The sequence below is a fragment of the Streptomyces sp. NPDC085931 genome, from assembly GCF_044540565.1.
GTDB lineage: Bacteria > Actinomycetota > Actinomycetes > Streptomycetales > Streptomycetaceae > Streptomyces.
In genome coordinates this window covers 104,122-119,431 of record NZ_JBITSK010000009.1, presented here as the reverse complement: position 1 = coordinate 119,431, position 15,310 = coordinate 104,122, and the positions used below count along the sequence as shown (strand labels likewise).

14 protein-coding genes are annotated in these 15,310 nt (G+C 73.5%); 11 read left to right on the top strand and 3 right to left on the bottom strand.

From position 1 onward, the window contains the following. Positions 1-41: 41 nt before the first annotated feature. Entirely contained in the window at positions 42-809 is a 768-nt protein-coding gene (locus ACIGAN_RS20775) for a DeoR/GlpR family DNA-binding transcription regulator (RefSeq protein WP_399859391.1), read from the bottom strand. Positions 810-1,111: 302 nt separating this feature from the next. Beyond that, positions 1,112-1,921, bottom strand: a complete 810-nt coding sequence (locus ACIGAN_RS20770; RefSeq protein ID WP_399859388.1) for an NAD-dependent epimerase/dehydratase family protein — start codon at positions 1,919-1,921, stop codon at positions 1,112-1,114. 223 nt (positions 1,922-2,144) lie between these two features. On the opposite strand from ACIGAN_RS20770, the gene ACIGAN_RS20765 reads away from it, so the two are divergent. Both ACIGAN_RS20765 and ACIGAN_RS20760 read left to right on the top strand, forming a co-directional pair. After that, positions 2,145-3,086: a 5-dehydro-4-deoxyglucarate dehydratase gene (locus tag ACIGAN_RS20765; protein WP_399859385.1), complete on the top strand. Its 942-nt coding sequence runs from the start codon at positions 2,145-2,147 to the stop codon at positions 3,084-3,086. Continuing rightward, positions 3,083-4,246: a hypothetical protein gene (locus ACIGAN_RS20760; RefSeq protein ID WP_399859383.1), complete on the top strand. Its 1,164-nt coding sequence runs from the start codon at positions 3,083-3,085 to the stop codon at positions 4,244-4,246. Before ACIGAN_RS20765 ends, ACIGAN_RS20760 begins: the two co-directional genes overlap by 4 nt. A gap of 72 nt (positions 4,247-4,318) precedes the next feature. Here ACIGAN_RS20760 and ACIGAN_RS20755 read toward each other — a convergent pair whose 3' ends face one another. Continuing rightward, positions 4,319-5,533 carry an MFS transporter gene (locus ACIGAN_RS20755; RefSeq protein ID WP_399859380.1) on the bottom strand — a complete coding sequence of 405 codons (1,215 nt, stop codon included), beginning with the start codon at positions 5,531-5,533 and terminating at the stop codon, positions 4,319-4,321. A gap of 132 nt (positions 5,534-5,665) precedes the next feature. On the opposite strand from ACIGAN_RS20755, the gene ACIGAN_RS20750 reads away from it, so the two are divergent. The 9 genes from ACIGAN_RS20750 to ACIGAN_RS20710 all read left to right on the top strand — a co-directional run bounded on the left by ACIGAN_RS20750 (position 5,666) and on the right by ACIGAN_RS20710 (position 15,293). Next, complete coding sequence (locus ACIGAN_RS20750; protein ID WP_399859378.1) at positions 5,666-6,262, top strand: TIGR03086 family metal-binding protein; 597 nt, start codon at positions 5,666-5,668, stop codon at positions 6,260-6,262. A 151-nt stretch (positions 6,263-6,413) separates the two neighbouring features. Further along, entirely contained in the window at positions 6,414-7,073 is a 660-nt protein-coding gene (locus tag ACIGAN_RS20745) for a GntR family transcriptional regulator (protein WP_365089124.1), read from the top strand. Then, a complete protein-coding gene (locus ACIGAN_RS20740) occupies positions 7,070-7,981 on the top strand; it encodes a dihydrodipicolinate synthase family protein (RefSeq protein ID WP_399859375.1) in 912 nt (303 codons plus the stop codon). Before ACIGAN_RS20745 ends, ACIGAN_RS20740 begins: the two co-directional genes overlap by 4 nt. Then, positions 7,978-9,708, top strand: coding sequence for an L-arabinonate dehydratase (gene araD, locus ACIGAN_RS20735; RefSeq protein ID WP_399859372.1), 1,731 nt, complete (start codon positions 7,978-7,980; stop codon positions 9,706-9,708). The genes ACIGAN_RS20740 and araD overlap by 4 nt, the downstream gene beginning before the upstream one ends. Positions 9,709-9,826: 118 nt before the next feature. Further along, entirely contained in the window at positions 9,827-10,762 is a 936-nt protein-coding gene (locus ACIGAN_RS20730) for a carbohydrate ABC transporter permease (RefSeq protein ID WP_365089130.1), read from the top strand. Next, complete coding sequence (locus tag ACIGAN_RS20725) at positions 10,759-11,655, top strand: carbohydrate ABC transporter permease (protein ID WP_399859370.1); 897 nt, start codon at positions 10,759-10,761, stop codon at positions 11,653-11,655. The genes ACIGAN_RS20730 and ACIGAN_RS20725 overlap by 4 nt, the downstream gene beginning before the upstream one ends. 64 nt (positions 11,656-11,719) lie before the next feature. Further along, positions 11,720-12,895 (top strand): Gfo/Idh/MocA family protein, encoded by a 1,176-nt coding sequence (locus ACIGAN_RS20720; RefSeq protein ID WP_399859368.1) that lies wholly within the window; start codon positions 11,720-11,722, stop codon positions 12,893-12,895. After that, complete coding sequence (locus ACIGAN_RS20715; RefSeq protein WP_399859366.1) at positions 12,892-13,740, top strand: PmoA family protein; 849 nt, start codon at positions 12,892-12,894, stop codon at positions 13,738-13,740. Before ACIGAN_RS20720 ends, ACIGAN_RS20715 begins: the two co-directional genes overlap by 4 nt. Continuing rightward, positions 13,737-15,293, top strand: coding sequence for a glycoside hydrolase family 43 protein (locus ACIGAN_RS20710; RefSeq protein WP_399859363.1), 1,557 nt, complete (start codon positions 13,737-13,739; stop codon positions 15,291-15,293). The genes ACIGAN_RS20715 and ACIGAN_RS20710 overlap by 4 nt, the downstream gene beginning before the upstream one ends. Positions 15,294-15,310: the final 17 nt, after the last annotated feature.

Genomic DNA, 15,310 nt, shown 5'->3' with positions numbered 1-15,310 from the left:
CGGGGCGTGGCTGCGCCCGGTGGGGAGTGAAGGGGGGCGGATCAGACCCGGATGACCTGGGGCCCGAGCAGCGAGTAGCGGTGGGCCTCGGCCGTCGGCAGCAGGGTGCTCGTCACGATCGTCTCCAGGGTGCCGACCTCGGCGAAACGGCAGAAGCTGACCGCTCCGAACTTGGTGTGCACCCCGGCGAACACGGTGCGCCGGGCGGCCCGGATCGCCTGGGCCTTGACCTCGCTGACGGCCGGGTCGGGGGTGGTGAGGCCGTGCTCGCGGGAGATGCCGTTGGCGCCGATGTACGCCAGGTCGAGGACGAAGCCGGCCAGCATCTTCGTCGTCCAGTGGTCGACCGTGGCGAGGGTGCCGGAGCGGACCCGTCCGCCGAGCAGCAGCACGGACACGCTGTCGGACCCGGCGAGGGCGCCCGCGACCGGCAGGGACGCGGTGACCACGGTCAGCGGCCGGTCCCGGGGGAGCGCCTCGGCGATGAGCTGCGGGGTGTAGCCCTCGTCGACGAAGACGGTCTCGGCGTCCCCGACCAGCTCGGCCGCGGCGGCCGCGATCCGGCGCTTCTCGGGGACGTGGCTGGTGGCACGGAAGGCGAGCGTCGTCTCGAACCCGGCGCTCTCCACGGGGTAGGCGCCGCCGTGGGTGCGGCGGAGCAGGCCGTGGTCCTCCAGGACCCGCAAATCCCGCCGCACCGTCTCCTTGGCCACGCCCAGCGCGGCGGCGAGCACGGTGACGTCGACCGAGCCGTCTCGCCGTGCGGCCAGCACGATCTCGCGCTGGCGTTCCTCCGCGGTCCTGTTCACGGCCGTCACCCGCCTTCCTGCCGTGCTGCCCGTTCGGGCCCTCGCTCGGGCCTTGGGGGAAGTTCTACAGCGGGTGTTCCGCGGATGGCCAGGTCTGTTGCGGGCGGGATCCTGCCCGCATGTGCCCGTTCGGACTCGGGCGCCCGCGCCGGTACACGGCCGGAACCGGGCACGTCATGGCTGGTGGGGCGGGGCTTTCACCGCCTGGGAGTGCTGTCCGGGCGGGTCCGGCCCGTGCCCGAATGCCCGAGCGGGCAGGCCCGTTCTGTGCCCGCCCGCCCGTGTGCGCCGCCTCTTTCCGGTCAGTACGGCCAGATCGGCGGGTCCGTCACGAAGTGGCCGCCGAGGTAGGCGTGCGCCTCGTTCTCCGGGTCCAGCTCGCCCTGCTCGGCGATGAGCTTCTCGGCCCAGGGCTCGGAGTCGTCCTGCGGCTCGTAGCCGAGCGCCCGGGCGGAGCCGAGGTCCCACCACAGGCGCGTGTTGGCGGAGGAGCCGTGGACGACGGTGTGGCCGACGTGCTCGGCGGTCAGGGCGGCGTGGAAGAGGCGGGCGCCGTCGGCGGGGCTCATCCACACCGACAGCATCCGCACGCTGGTCGGCTCGGGGAAGCAGGACCCGATACGCACCGACACCGTCTCCAGGCCGTGCTTGTCCCAGTACAGCTGCGCCAGGTCCTCGCCGAAGCACTTGGACAGGCCGTAGAAGGTGTCCGGGCGGCGCGGGGTGTCGACCGGGATCAGCGGGTCGTCGCCCCGGGGACGCGGGGTGTAGCCGACGGCGTGGTTGGAGGAGGCGAAGACGATCCGGCCGACGCCCTCCTCGCGGGCCGCCTCGTAGAGGTGGTAGGTGCCCTCGATGTTCGCCTTGAGGATCTTCTCGAAGGGGGCTTCCAGGGAGATGCCCGCGAGGTGGATGATCGCGTCGACGCCCCGGACCGCTTCGCGCACGGCGTCCCGGTCGGCCAGGTCGGCGGTGATCGCGTCGGGGGCGCCCTCGATCGGGCGCAGGTCGAGCAGGCGCAGGTCGTAGCCGTAGTCGGGGAGCAGGTCCCGCATGAGAGTGCCGAGGCCGCCGGCGGCGCCGGTGAGCAGGACGGTGCGGGGAGCGGGCATCCTCGGTTCTCCTTGAATCGCCGATCGTGCACATGCGCGCACGGCATTCATATGCGTGGACACGCTAGGGAGCCTTGGCGGAGCCCGTCAAGTGTGCCGCGGAAGGGGCGAATCCGCTGGTGCGACGCGAGGGCGCGCGCTTGACCGGCGCGGAGGCGGCGCCTTAGCGTGGAGTCGTTCAGAAATATAGACGCTAATCATGAATATGGAACCGGGAGAGCTTGTGACGTCAGCCCCTCTCGCCGCTCGACTCGACATCCCCAGCGGGCCGCTGTTCTTCCCGGTCACCGCCTACGGCCCCGACGGCTCCGTGGACCTCGACGCCTACCGCACGCACGTGCGCGACGGCGTGGCCGCCGGAGCCGCCGCCGTGTTCGCCTGCTGCGGCACCGGCGAGTTCCACGCGCTCACCCCCGAGGAGTTCGAGCAGTGCGTCCGGGTCGCCGTCGAGGCGGCCGAGGGACGCGTACCGGTCGTCGCGGGCGCCGGGTACGGCACCGCGCTGGCCGTGCGCTACGCCCGGCTCGCCCGGGCGGCCGGGGCCGACGGGCTGCTCGCGATGCCGCCGTACCTCGTCGTCGCCGCGCAGGAGGGGCTGCTGCGCCACTACCGCGAGCTGGCCGCCGCGACCACCCTGCCGGTCATCGTCTACCAGCGGGACAACGCCGTCTTCACCCCGCGGACCGTCGCCGAACTGGCCCGCACGGACGGCATCATCGGCCTGAAGGACGGGCTCGGCGACCTCGACCTCATGCAGCGGATCGTCAGCGCCGTCCGCACCGAGGCCCCGGGCGACTTCCTCTACTTCAACGGCCTGCCGACCGCCGAGCAGACCCAGCTCGCCTACCGCGCCCTGGGCGTGACGCTCTACTCCTCCGCCGTGTTCTGCTTCGCGCCCGAGGTGGCCCTGGCCTTCCACCGGGCGCTGCGCACCGGCGACGACGACCTGGTCGAGCGGCTGCTGGACGGCTTCTACCGCCCGTTCGTCGAGCTGCGCGCCGCGGGCCGCGGCTACGCCGTCTCCCTCGTCAAGGCCGGGGTGCGGCTGCGCGGACTCGACGTGGGGGAGGTGCGGCCCCCGCTGCACGAACCCGCCGAGGAGCACGTGAAGCAGCTCGCCGAACTGATCGAACGCGGCCACGCGCTGCTGGAGGAGACCAAGTGAAGGCCTCGGCGTTCGTCTACCCCTGGGACGTCAACGGCGACCCGGAGGCACCCGCCCGGATCGCCGCGCTGGGCGTGGCCCAGGTGACCTTGGCCGCCGCCTACCACTCCACCCGCGCCCTGACGCCCCGCCACCCGCGCCACCGCGTCGTCACCGCCGGGCACGCCGCCGTGCTGTACCCGGTGGACGGCCGCTGGGAGGGGCGGGAGCTGCGCCCCTACGCGGCCGGCGACTGGGCCCCCGGCGACGCCTTCGGTCAGGCCGCGGACGCGCTCGCCGGGGCCGGCCTGGAGGTGCACACCTGGGTCGTGCTCGCCCACAACTCCCGCCTGGGCGCCGAGCACCCGGACACCTCCCTCGTCAACGCCTACGGCGACCGCTACCCCTGGGCGCCCTGCATCGCGCAGCCCGCCACGCGCGCGTACCTGACCGACCTGGCGGCGGAGGCGGCCGCCCGGCCCGGGGCCCGCGGCACCGAGCTGGAGTCCCTCGGCTGGTACGGGCTGCAGCACCTGCACGCCCACGACAAGACCGGCGGCGTCGCCCTCGGGGACGCCGGGCAGTACCTGATGGGGCTCTGCTTCTGCCCGTCCTGCCGGGAGGGCTACGGCCGCCACGGCCTGGACGCCGACGAGCTGGCGGCCGCCGTGCGCGCCGCGCTGGAGCCGGTGTGGCGGGGGGCGCCTTCGGACGGGGGCTGGCCGGGCATCGAGAAGCTCCTCGGCGAGACGCTCGCCCGGGCCACGCGCGCGTACCGCGACGACACCGCCCGCACGCTCCAGGAACAGGCCGTCGCCGCGGTCCGGGCGGCCGCGCCCGAGGGCTTCCAGGTGCTGCTGCACGCGGACCCGGTGTCGTACCACGTCGGCGCCAACGCCGGCGTCGACCCGGCGCACATCCTGTCCGTCGCCGACGGGGTGGTCGTGCCCTGCGCGGGCGGCACCGGCACGCTGACCCCCTTCGCGCGGCAGGAGAGGGCGGGCGCCGTCGTCGCCGCCAACTTCACCGTCGTCTCCGGCATGGGCGGCAGCCCCGGCACCCTCGCCGCCGACGCGTCCGAGGCCCGTCGGCTGGGCGCCACGGAACTGCGGCTGTACCACGCGGGGCTGGCCTCCGACAGCGACCTGGAGGCGGTGCGTTCCGCTCTCACGAGCCTGTGAGGCGGACGCCGCCGCCGTCCTGGCGGGCCCTGCGGGCGGGTGGCCGCTGCCGCTGCCCCGTCCTGCGATGCGTCACCGGTGGGACTCGGCTTCGGCCGCGGCCGGGTGAGCGAACAGCGGTGCCGCCGTCGCCAGCAGGGCCACGCCCAGCGCCACCAGCACCGGTCGGTGGTCCATCAGCTCGACCAGGGCGGCCCCGGCGGCGAGCCCGGCCACGTTCGGCGCGTACACCAGGGTGTGGGCCGTCGCCGTGACCCGGCCCAGCAGCGGACCCGGCGTCTCGCGCTGGACGGACGTCAGCGCGGCGATCAGCACGGCGGGCAGCCCGGCCCCGATCGCCGCGCTGCACCCGAGCGCCACCGGGTCGGACGGCACCGCCCGCAGCGCCACCGCGAGGGCCAGCAGGGCGATGCCGTACGCCGCGAAGCGCCGCGCCCCCAGGCGGCGCAGCGCCGGGCCGGACAGCAGCCCGACCGCGACCGACCCGGCGCCCTGCACGGCGTACAGCACACCGGCGTACGCGGGGGAGTGCCCGAGGTGGTCGACGACGGCGTAGACCAGTGCCCCGTTCAGGCCGGCGAGCAGCATGGTGGCGCCGCCCGCCAGGACCAGGGGACGCAGCACGGGGTGCGCCCGCAGGTGGCGGATCCCCTCGGCGGTGCGCCGCCGGGTGCCGTCGCGGGGCGGCGCGGGCTTGTCCTCCCGGACACGCAGCAGGGCGTACACGCCCGTGGCCAGCGCGAACGTCGCCGCGTCCAGCAGGGCGACGCCCGCGCCGCCGTACGCCGTGTACAGCCCCGCGCCGGCCAGCGGGGCCAGCAGCTTCATGCCCTCGGTGGCCGTCATGCGCAGGCCGTTGAAGTCGCCCAGCAGGGAGTGGTCGACGGCGGAGGCGACGAGCGCCGACTCGGCCGCGTCGTGCACCACGCCCGCCGCGCCGTACACGAACAGCACCGCGTACAGCAGCCACAACTCGCCCGGTGAGTCGATGCCGACGAGGGTGAGCAGCAGACCGCCCAGGAGCACGTTCACGCCGATCAGCAGCGGCTTGCGGCGGCCCCGGTCGGCCAGGGTGCCCAGCAGCGGTCCGGCCAGCGTCGGCAGCCACATCGCGAGCAGGCACAGCGCGGCCAGGCCGTCCGAGCCGGTGAGGTCCTTGACCCACACGCCGGAGGCCAGCCACAGGGCGGAGGTGCCGAAGCCGGAGACCACCACGCCGCAGAGGTAGAGCCCGGCGTCGCGGTCGCGCAGGACACGCGCCACGGGCCAGGTCGTTCTGGTCGTCATGCCAGGTCATCGTGGCGCTAAGGCCCGGGTGGCGGGATGGGGAAGATGCCCTAGAAGCCGGCCCGCGGGGCGATGAGTTCCGCGGGCGCCGTCGGTCTGCCTCCCAGGAGACCGAACCAGGAGGAACCGCGGATGACCGGCACCAGCCCCACCCTCGACCTCGGACCGCAGACGGCGGCCCTGGCGCGCCTGGCCGAAGGCGTCACCGACGAACAGCTGCGGGACCCCACCCCCTGCCCGGACTACGCGGTGCGCCACCTGCTGGGGCACCTGACCGGGCTGGCCGCGGCCTTCCGCGACGCCGGCCGCAAGGACCTGGGCGTCACGACCGACACCAGCCCGGGCGCCGCGCTCCCGGACATCGGCCCCGGCTGGCGCGCGGAACTGCCCCGGGTCCTCGCCGAACTGGCCGACGCCTGGCGCGATGCGGCCGCGTGGACCGGCATGACCCGGGCCGGAGGCGTGGACCTGCCGGGCGAGGTCGCCGGGCTCGTCGCCGTCGACGAACTGGTGATCCACGGCTGGGACCTGGCCCGCGCGACCGGCCGGGCGTACGCCCCCGACCCGGCGGCGCTGCGGGTCTGCCACGACTTCCTCGCCGCGAGCGTCGACGACCCGGGCCGCGGCGAGATCTTCGGCCCCGTCGTCCCGACCGGGCCGGGGGCGTCCCTGCTGGACCGGGCGGTGGGGCTGAGCGGACGGGATCCGGGCTGGAACCCCAGGTCGTAGAAAGCGATTGCTGTTTCTTCTGTCAGAAGCATTGACGAAACAAACGCGCCCTCCTACGGTCATCGCGTCGTACTTCGTACGTCATATATGAGACGCGATACGCGAGATCCGATACGCGATCCATCGAGACCGCGAGATCCGAGAGGCGCGCATGACCTCTGTGCCCACGCCGATCCCCTCCCGCACGCAGTACGTGCTGGAGGGGATCAAACACCGCATCCTGACCGGGCAGCTGACGCCGGGGCAGGCCCTGGTCGAGACCGAGCTCGCCGCGCAGTTCGGGGTGTCCAAGACACCGGTGCGGGAGGCGCTCAAGACCCTCGCCGGGACCGGGCTGGTCGTGATGAGCCAGTACAAGGGCGTCACGGTGCGCATGGTGGACGCGGACATGGCGCGCGAGGTCTACGACGTCCGGCTGCTGCTGGAGCCCGAGGCGCTGCGGCGTTCCGTGCAGCGCGGCGCCTCCCTGGACGCCGCCCGCTCCGCGCTGACCCGGGCCGACGACGCCACCGACACGGCCGAACGCTCCCTGGCCAACCGGGAGTTCCACCGCGCCCTGTACCTGCCCTGCGGCAATCCGCTGCTCGGCCGGATGCTCGACGAGGTCCGCGACCAGGCCGCCCTGGTCTCCGCCGTCGCCTGGGCCGCCTCGCCGTCCTGGGAGCGGGAGGCCGGCGAGCACCGGGAGATCCTGCGGCTCGCCCTCGACGGCGACGCCGACGGCGCGGCCCGCGCCCTCCACTCCCACATCGCGTCCTTCGTGCAGCGCGCCTTCCCCGAGGCCGCCCTGGAACAGGAAGGCCAGGAATGACCAGCGTGGCGTTCGAGACCCAGCGGGCGGCCCTGGCCGACGTCGTGGCGATCCCGGTGACCCCGTTCGCCGAGGACGGCTCCGTCGCGCCGGACACCTACCGGGCCCTGCTGCGCCGCCTGCTCGACGGCGGCATCACGACCCTCACCCCGAACGGCAACACGGGCGAGTTCTACGCCCTCACCCCCGACGAGCGGCGCCTGGTCACGGAGCTGACCATGGACGAGGCGGGGGAGCGGGCCGTCGTCCTGGTCGGCGTCGGGCACGACATCCCCACCGCCGTCGCCTCCGCCCGGCACGCCCGCGAGCTCGGCGCGCAGATGGTGATGGTCCACCAGCCCGTCCACCCCTACGTCTCCCAGGCCGGCTGGGTCGACTACCACCGGGCCGTCGCCGAGGCCGTGCCCGAGCTGGGCGTCGTCCCGTACGTGCGCAACGCGCAGCTCACCGGCGCCCGCCTCGCCGAACTCGCCGACGCCTGCCCGAACGTCATCGGCGTGAAGTACGCCGTCCCGGACGCGGCCAGGTTCGCCGCCTTCGCCCGGGACGCCGGACTGGAGCGGTTCGTGTGGGTCGCGGGACTCGCCGAGCCGTACGCCCCCTCCTACTTCTCGGCGGGCGCCACCGGATTCACCTCCGGGCTGGTGAACGTCGCCCCGGCCGTCTCCCGGAACATGATCGAGGCGCTGCGCTCGGGCGACTACCCGGCCGCCATGAAGGTCTGGGAGCAGATCCGCCGCTTCGAGGAACTGCGCGCCGCCAACGGCTCCGCCGACAACGTCACCGTCGTCAAGGAGGCCCTCGCCTCCCTCGGCCTGTGCCGCCGCGAGGTCCGGCCGCCGAGCAAGCCGCTGCCCGAGGACGGGCGCGCCGAGGTCGCCGCGATCGCCGCGGGGTGGTCGATATGACCGGTCGGCTGAACCCCGAGCAGCTCAGGAGCCACCAGTGGTACGGCGCCGAGGGCCAGTTGCGCACCTGGTCGCACAACGCCCGGATGCGCCAGCTCGGTTACGAGGCGGAGGAGTACCAGGGCCGCCCGGTGATCGCCGTGCTGAACACCTGGTCCGACATCAACCCCTGCCACGTCCACCTGCGCGAGCGGGCCCAGGCGGTCAAGCGGGGGGTGTGGCAGGCCGGCGGCTTCCCGCTGGAGTTCCCGGTGGCCACGCTCTCCGAGACGTACCAGAAGCCGACCCCGATGCTCTACCGCAACCTCCTGGCCATGGAGACGGAGGAGCTGCTGCGGTCGTACCCGGTGGACGCGGCGGTGCTGCTCGGCGGCTGCGACAAGTCGACGCCCGCGCTGCTCATGGGCGCGGCCTCGGCCGACGTGCCGGCCCTGTTCGTGCCCGCGGGGCCGATGCTGCCGGGTCACTGGCGCGGCGAGACCCTCGGGTCGGGCACCGACATGTGGAAGTACTGGGACGAGCACCGCGCGGGCCATCTGACCGACTGCGAACTGCGGGAGCTGCAGGGCGGGCTGGCCCGCTCGCCCGGTCACTGCATGACCATGGGGACCGCGTCGACCATGACCGCGGCGGCGGAGGCCCTCGGCATGACACTGCCGGGCGCCTCCTCGATCCCGGCCGTGGACTCCGGGCACGAGCGGATGGCCGCCGCCTCCGGGCGCCGCGCCGTGGAGCTGGCCTGGACCGCGCTCAAGCCGTCCCGGATCCTCACCCGCGAGGCCTTCGAGGACGCCGTCACCACCGTGCTCGGGCTCGGCGGCTCCACCAACGCCGTCATCCACCTGATCGCGATGGCGGGACGCTGCGGCGTCGCCCTCACCCTGGACGACTTCGACCGCATCGCCCGCACCGTGCCGGTGCTCGCCAACGTCCGGCCCGGCGGGCGGAAGTACCTCATGGAGGACTTCCACTTCGCCGGCGGCCTGCCCGCGTTCCTCTCCCGCATCACCGACCTGCTGCACCTGGACCGGCCGACCGTCAACGGCACGCTGCGGGAGCAGCTCGCGGGCGCAGTCGTCCACGACGACGACGTGATCCGCACCCGGGAGAACCCGGTGGCCGCCGAGGGCGGGGTGGCCGTGCTGCGCGGCAACCTCTGCCCGGACGGCGCGGTCATCAAGCACATCGCGGCCGAGCCGCGCCTGCTCAAGCACACCGGCCCCGCGGTCGTCTTCGACGACTACCGGACCATGCAGCGCACGATCGACGACCCCGGCCTGGACATCACCGCCGACAGCGTGCTGGTGCTGCGCAACGCCGGTCCCAAGGGCGGCCCCGGCATGCCCGAGTACGGCATGCTGCCCATCCCCGACCGCCTGCTGAAGCAGGGTGTGCGGGACATGGTCCGCATCTCCGACGCCCGCATGAGCGGCACGAGCTACGGCGCCTGCGCGCTGCACATCGCGCCCGAGTCGTACGTCGGCGGGCCGCTCGCCCTGGTCCGCACCGGCGACTCGATCACCCTCGACGTCGAGGCCCGGCTGCTCCAGCTCAACGTCGACGACGAGGAACTGGAGCGCCGGCGGGCGCGGTGGACGCCGCCGCCCACCCGCTACGAGCGCGGCTACGGCGCGCTCTACACCGAGCAGATCACCCAGGCCGACACCGGCTGCGACTTCGAGTTCCTCGCCCGTCCGGGCCGGGTCGCCGACCCGTACGCGAGCTGAACGGCCGCACCACCCGCGCACCTCAGCACGACCCGGCACCACACTGCCCCGGCAGAAAGCGCTTGCTACGCCCTTCCGGGCGCCACGCACCACGACGTACTGAGAACGGAGAACAGTCATGGCCCAAGCCGCAGCCGTGGCGAAACCGCCCGCGCCACCGAGGCGGCGCCGTGCCTCCGCCACCCCGCGCAGGCTCCCGTACCTGCTGATCGCACCGGCCGCCCTGCTCATGCTGGGCTTCATCGCCTACCCGGTCATCAGCGTCTTCTACTACAGCCTGCAGAACTACAACCCCACCAAGCCCTGGCGGAACGGATTCGCGGGCTTCGACAACTTCGTCCACGCCTTCACCGAGGACCCCGTCTTCTGGGACACCCTGGTCTTCAGCGCCAAGTGGGTCTTCGTCGAGGTCGGCCTCCAGCTGCTGTTCGGTCTCGCGCTGGCCCTCATCGTCAACCAGACCTTCGTGGGCCGGGGTCTGGGGCGCGCCCTGGTCTTCTCCCCGTGGGCGGTCTCCGGCGTGCTCACCTCCGCGATCTGGGTGCTGCTCTACAACTCCCAGACGGGCATCACCCGTTACCTCGCGGACATCGGCATCGGCTCCTACGGCACCAGCTGGCTCTCGGACACCTCCACCGTCTTCCCGGCGGCGGTCGTGGCCGACCTGTGGCGCGGGGTGCCGTTCTTCGCGATCCTCATCCTCGCCGACCTCCAGTCCGTCTCCAAGGACCTCTACGAGGCCGCCGAGGTCGACGGCGCCGGCCGCCTCAAGCAGTTCTGGCACATCACGCTGCCGCACCTGAAGGACGCCATCATCCTGTCCACGCTGCTGCGGGCGGTGTGGGAGTTCAACAACGTCGACCTGCTCTACACCCTGACCGGCGGCGGACCCGCGGGCGAGACGACCACGCTGCCGCTGTACATCGCCAACACATCCGTCGACGCCCACAACTTCGGCTACGCGTCGGCCCTGACCACGGTGGCGTTCGTGATCCTGCTCTTCTGCTCGATGGTCTACCTGCGGCTGAGCAAGTTCGGAGGGGAGAGCAAGTGAGCGTCAAGGAAGCGACCAAGACGGCGCCCGCCCCCGTGCGCGCCACCCCCGCACCGCCCCGGCCGGCCCCGCGCAACCGGGCCTGGGACGAGGCACCCCGCTGGCAGATCTACCTGCCGCTGGGCATCTACCTGCTCTTCACCCTCATCCCCTTCTACTGGATCCTGCTCTTCGCCCTGCGCCCGGCCGGCTCGACCTCCCTGGTGCCCTGGCCCATGACCTTCGACCACTTCGAGAAGGTCTGGACGGAGCGCAGCTTCGGCACCTACTTCGGCAACAGCGTCCTCGTCGGCGTCGCCACCCTGGTCATGACGACCCTCGTCGCCCTGGCCGGCGGCTACGCCCTCGCCCGGTTCGACTTCAAGATCAAGCGGGCGTTCATGCTCGCCCTGCTCTGCTCCCAGTTCGTGCCCGGCGCGCTGCTGCTGGTGCCGCTGTTCGAGATCTTCGCCGAACTGCAGATGATCAACTCGCTGGGCAGCGTCATCCTCGCCGAGACGGTCTTCCAGCTGCCGCTGTCGATGATCCTCATCAGCAACTTCATCAAGAACGTGCCGTACTCGCTGGAGGAGGCGGCCTGGGTGGACGGCTGCAACCGCATGACGGCCTTCCGGATCGTGGTGCTGCCGCTGCTGCGGCCCGGCCTGATCGCCGTCGGCTCCTTCGCCTTCGTCCACTCCTGGAACCACTTCCTGTTCGCCCTGATGTTCCTCAACAACCAGGACAAGCAGACGATCCCGGTCGGCCTGAACACCCTGATGAGCGCGGACAGCGTCGACCTGGGCGCCCTGGCGGCGGGCGGCATCATCGCGGCCGTGCCGGTCGTGGTGGTCTTCGCCTTCATCCAGAAGTGGCTGATCACCGGCTTCAGCGCGGGGGCGGTGAAGGGATGAGCGTCGGACGACCCGCCGCCGCGAGAGGGGGGAGGACCCTGTGACCGGCCGCATGATCGGCTCCATGAGCGCATCCCCGAGCACCCCCGTGCCCGTCGTCCTCGCCGGTGCCCGCGGTCACGGCCGCTGGCACCTGGCGAACATCCGCCGCCTGCAGCAGCAGGGCATCGTGCGGCTGGCGGGCGTCTGCGAGCTGACACCGCTGACCCCGGAGGAACTCGGCGGCCTGGGCACCCCCGAGCAGTCCGCCGACCTCGGTGCCCTGCTTGACTCCACCGGCGCCCGGATCGCCGTGATCTGCACCCCGATCCCCACCCACACCGACCTGGCCCTCACGGCGGCCGGGCGGGGCGTGCATCTCCTCCTGGAGAAGCCCCCCGCTCCCTCCTTCGCCGAGTTCCGCCGGATGGCCGACGGCGTCGCCGCCGCCGGGGTCGCCTGCCAGATCGGCTTCCAGTCGCTGGGCTCGCACGCCCTGCCCGCCGTCCGCGCGCTGATCGCCGAGGGCGCCATCGGCACGCCGGCCGGGTTCGGAGGGGCCGGTGCCTGGGTGCGCGACGAGGACTACTTCCGCCGTGCCCCCTGGGCGGGCAAACGGCGGATGAACGGCGTCGACGTGGTCGACGGGGCGCTGACCAACCCCCTCGCCCACGCCGTCGCCACCGCGCTCGCCCTGAGCGGCAGCACCCGCGCCGAGGACGTCCTCGCCATCGAGACCGAGCTGCTGCGCGCCAACGCCATCGAGTCCGACGACACCTCCTGCGTCCGCGTCACCACCGCCCAGGGCCACCCGGTCACCGTCGCCGCGACCCTGTGCGCCGAGCGGGCGGACGAGCCGTACGTGCTGGTGCACGGCAGCAAGGGCCGCATCACCTTCTGGTACAAGCAGGACCGCGTGCTGCTGCAGCGCGCGGGGCACGGCCCGGAGGAGTTCGAGTACGGCCGCACCGACCTGCTGGAGAACCTCGTCGACCACCTCACCACCGGGGCCGGCCTGCTGGTCCCGCCGGACGGCACCGGCGCCTTCATGAAGGTCGTCGAGGCCATCCGCACCGCCGCCGACCCGGCGCCGCTGCCCGACGGCGCCTGGCGCCGGATCCCCGGCGAGAACCGCCGGGTGGTGCCCGGCATCGACGGGCTCGTCGCGGCGGCCGCCGACACCCTCTCCCTCTACTCCGAGCTGGGCGCCCCCTGGGCACCGGCCGCGAAGCACCCGCCGAAAGAGGTGAGCACCAGATGACCAGCGGCAACGACACCGCGGTGCTGCGGGCGGCCGGACGGCCGGTCGCCCGGTACGTCACCCGGCCCGAGCTGCCCGCCCGGCTCTCCCCGCGGCCCCATCTGCACCCCGTCACCACCCTGGCCGGCACGGCGGTCACCGAGCACGGCCCCGCCGACCACGCACACCACCTCGGCGTCGGTGTCGCCGTTCCCGACGTCGAGGGGTTCAACTTCTGGGGCGGGCGCACCTACGTCCGCGACCAGGGCCCCACCGAGCTGGACAACCACGGCTCCCAGCGGCACGTCACCTTCCAGCTGCGCGACCCCGACGGCTTCGTCGAGGAGCTGCGCTGGGTCGCCGCCGGCGGTGAGCTGCTGCGCGAGCGGCGCACGGTCGCGGCCACCGAACTCACCGAACGGGCATGGGCGCTGGACCTCACGTTCTCGCTCACCAACGTCACGAGGAGCCCGCTGTCGATCGGCAGCCCCGCCACCAACGGACGCCCGGGCGCGGCCTACGGCGGCTTCTTCTGGCGGGCCCGCAAGGAGGCCGCCGCGCCGGAGGTGTTCACGGCCGAAGCCGAGGGCGAGACGGCGGTGCACGGCAGGCGGGCCGACTGGCTCGCCCTGGCCGGGTCCGGCTGGACGCTGGTCTTCGCCGGGGCCACCGAACGGACCCGGCGCGACCCCTGGTTCGTGCGGACCGAGGAGTACCCCGGGGTGGGCTCCTGCCTGGCCCACGACGAGCGGCTGCCGATCCCGCCGGGGGAGACCGTCGTCCGCCGGATCGTCACCGTCGTCGCCGACGGCCGCCTGGACCGGGACGCCGCCGCGGCCCTCGTCCGCAAGGCGGTGAGCCTGTGACCACCGGGACGACCGAGGAGACCTACACCAACCCCGTCCTGGACGCCGACTGGTCCGACCCCGACGTCGTCCGGGTCGGCGACGACTTCTACCTGACCGCCTCCAGCTTCGGCCGCGCCCCCGGCCTGCCCCTGCTGCACTCCCGCGACCTGGTCAACTGGACCCTGATCGGCCACGCCCTGGAACGCCTGGAACCGGCGGCGGCGTTCGCCGCGCCCCGGCACGACTGCGGCGTGTGGGCCCCGTCGCTGCGCCACCACGACGACCGCTTCTGGATCTTCTGGGGCGACCCCGACCAGGGCGTCTTCCAGATCAACGCCCCCTCGGTCAGGGGCCCGTGGACCCGCCCCCACCTGCTGAAGGCGGGCAAGGGCCTGATCGACGCCTGTCCGCTGTGGGACGAGGAGACCGGCGAGGCCTATCTGGTGCACGCCTGGGCCAAGTCCCGCTCCGGCGTCAAGAACCGCCTCACCGGCCACCGGATGCGCCCCGACGGCACCGGACTCCTCGACGAGGGCAAGGTGATCGTCGACGGCGACCGCATCCCCGGCTGGTTCACCCTCGAAGGGCCCAAGCTGTACCGGCACGACGGCTGGTTCTGGATCCTCGCCCCCGCCGGGGGAGTGGAGACCGGCTGGCAGGGCGCCTTCCGCTCGCGCGACTTCTTCGGCCCCTACGAGGAGCGGATCGTGCTGGAGCAGAAGGACACCGGCGTCAACGGGCCCCACCAGGGCGGCTGGGTACGCACCCCGTCCGGGGAGGACTGGTTCCTGCACTTCCAGCAGCGCGGCCCCTACGGCCGGGTCGTCCACCTCCAGCCGATGCGCTGGGGACAGGACGGCTGGCCGGTGCTCGGGGACGACGGCGCCCCCGTCACCGTGCACCGCCGCCCCGCCCTGCCGCCCCAGCCGCCCGCCGCCCCGGCCACCGACGACGACTTCCCCGGCGGACGGTTCGGCCTTCAGTGGCAGTGGACGGCCAACCCTCCCCCACTCCCGGCTCCGCTCGAGCGGATGGACCCCCATGACGGCTGGGCCACCCAGCACTCCGGGGACGGGCTGCGGCTGACCTGCGTCCGCTCGGCCGACGCCCACGACCTGCGCAAGCTGCCGAACGTGCTCACCCAGCGGCTGCCCGGCAAGCCCTGCGTGACCGAGGTGGAGCTGCGGCTCGACAGTGCCGAACCCGGGGCGCGGGCCGGACTCGCGGTGCTCGGCGACGCGTTCTCCTGGATCGGCCTGCAGCGGGGGCAGGACGGCACCACCCACCTGGTGCACCGGTTCGCCGAGGGCACCGCGCAGGCCGAGCGCGACGCCGCCCATCCGCGGCTCGCCCCGGAAGGCCGGGCCCGGCTGCGCATCGAGATCGGCGCCGGCGCCCGCTGCGCCTTCTCCGCCGACACCGGCGACGGCTTCCGGCCCTCCGGCCCCGTCTTCGCCGCCACCCCGTGGCGCTGGGTCGGCGCCCTGCTCGGCCTCGTCGCCCTCGCACCCGCCGGGCCCGGGCACGCCGGTGCCGCGACCTTCACCCGGTTCACCGTCACGCCCTCGTGAGTGCCACCGTCCGCCTG

Excerpts from the sequence above, each read along its gene's own strand:
- ACIGAN_RS20740 (WP_399859375.1), top strand. The coding sequence starts at position 7,070 with ATGACCAGCGTGGCGTTCGAGACCCAGCGGGCGGCCCTGGCCGACGTC.
- ACIGAN_RS20770 (WP_399859388.1), bottom strand. The coding sequence starts at position 1,921 with ATGCCCGCTCCCCGCACCGTCCTGCTCACCGGCGCCGCCGGCGGCCTC.
- ACIGAN_RS20755 (WP_399859380.1), bottom strand. The coding sequence starts at position 5,533 with ATGACGACCAGAACGACCTGGCCCGTGGCGCGTGTCCTGCGCGACCGC.
- ACIGAN_RS20715 (WP_399859366.1), top strand. The coding sequence starts at position 12,892 with ATGACCAGCGGCAACGACACCGCGGTGCTGCGGGCGGCCGGACGGCCG.
- ACIGAN_RS20720 (WP_399859368.1), top strand. The coding sequence starts at position 11,720 with ATGAGCGCATCCCCGAGCACCCCCGTGCCCGTCGTCCTCGCCGGTGCC.
- ACIGAN_RS20750 (WP_399859378.1), top strand. The coding sequence starts at position 5,666 with ATGACCGGCACCAGCCCCACCCTCGACCTCGGACCGCAGACGGCGGCC.
- ACIGAN_RS20730 (WP_365089130.1), top strand. The coding sequence starts at position 9,827 with ATGGCCCAAGCCGCAGCCGTGGCGAAACCGCCCGCGCCACCGAGGCGG.
- ACIGAN_RS20745 (WP_365089124.1), top strand. The coding sequence starts at position 6,414 with ATGACCTCTGTGCCCACGCCGATCCCCTCCCGCACGCAGTACGTGCTG.
- araD (WP_399859372.1), top strand. The coding sequence starts at position 7,978 with ATGACCGGTCGGCTGAACCCCGAGCAGCTCAGGAGCCACCAGTGGTAC.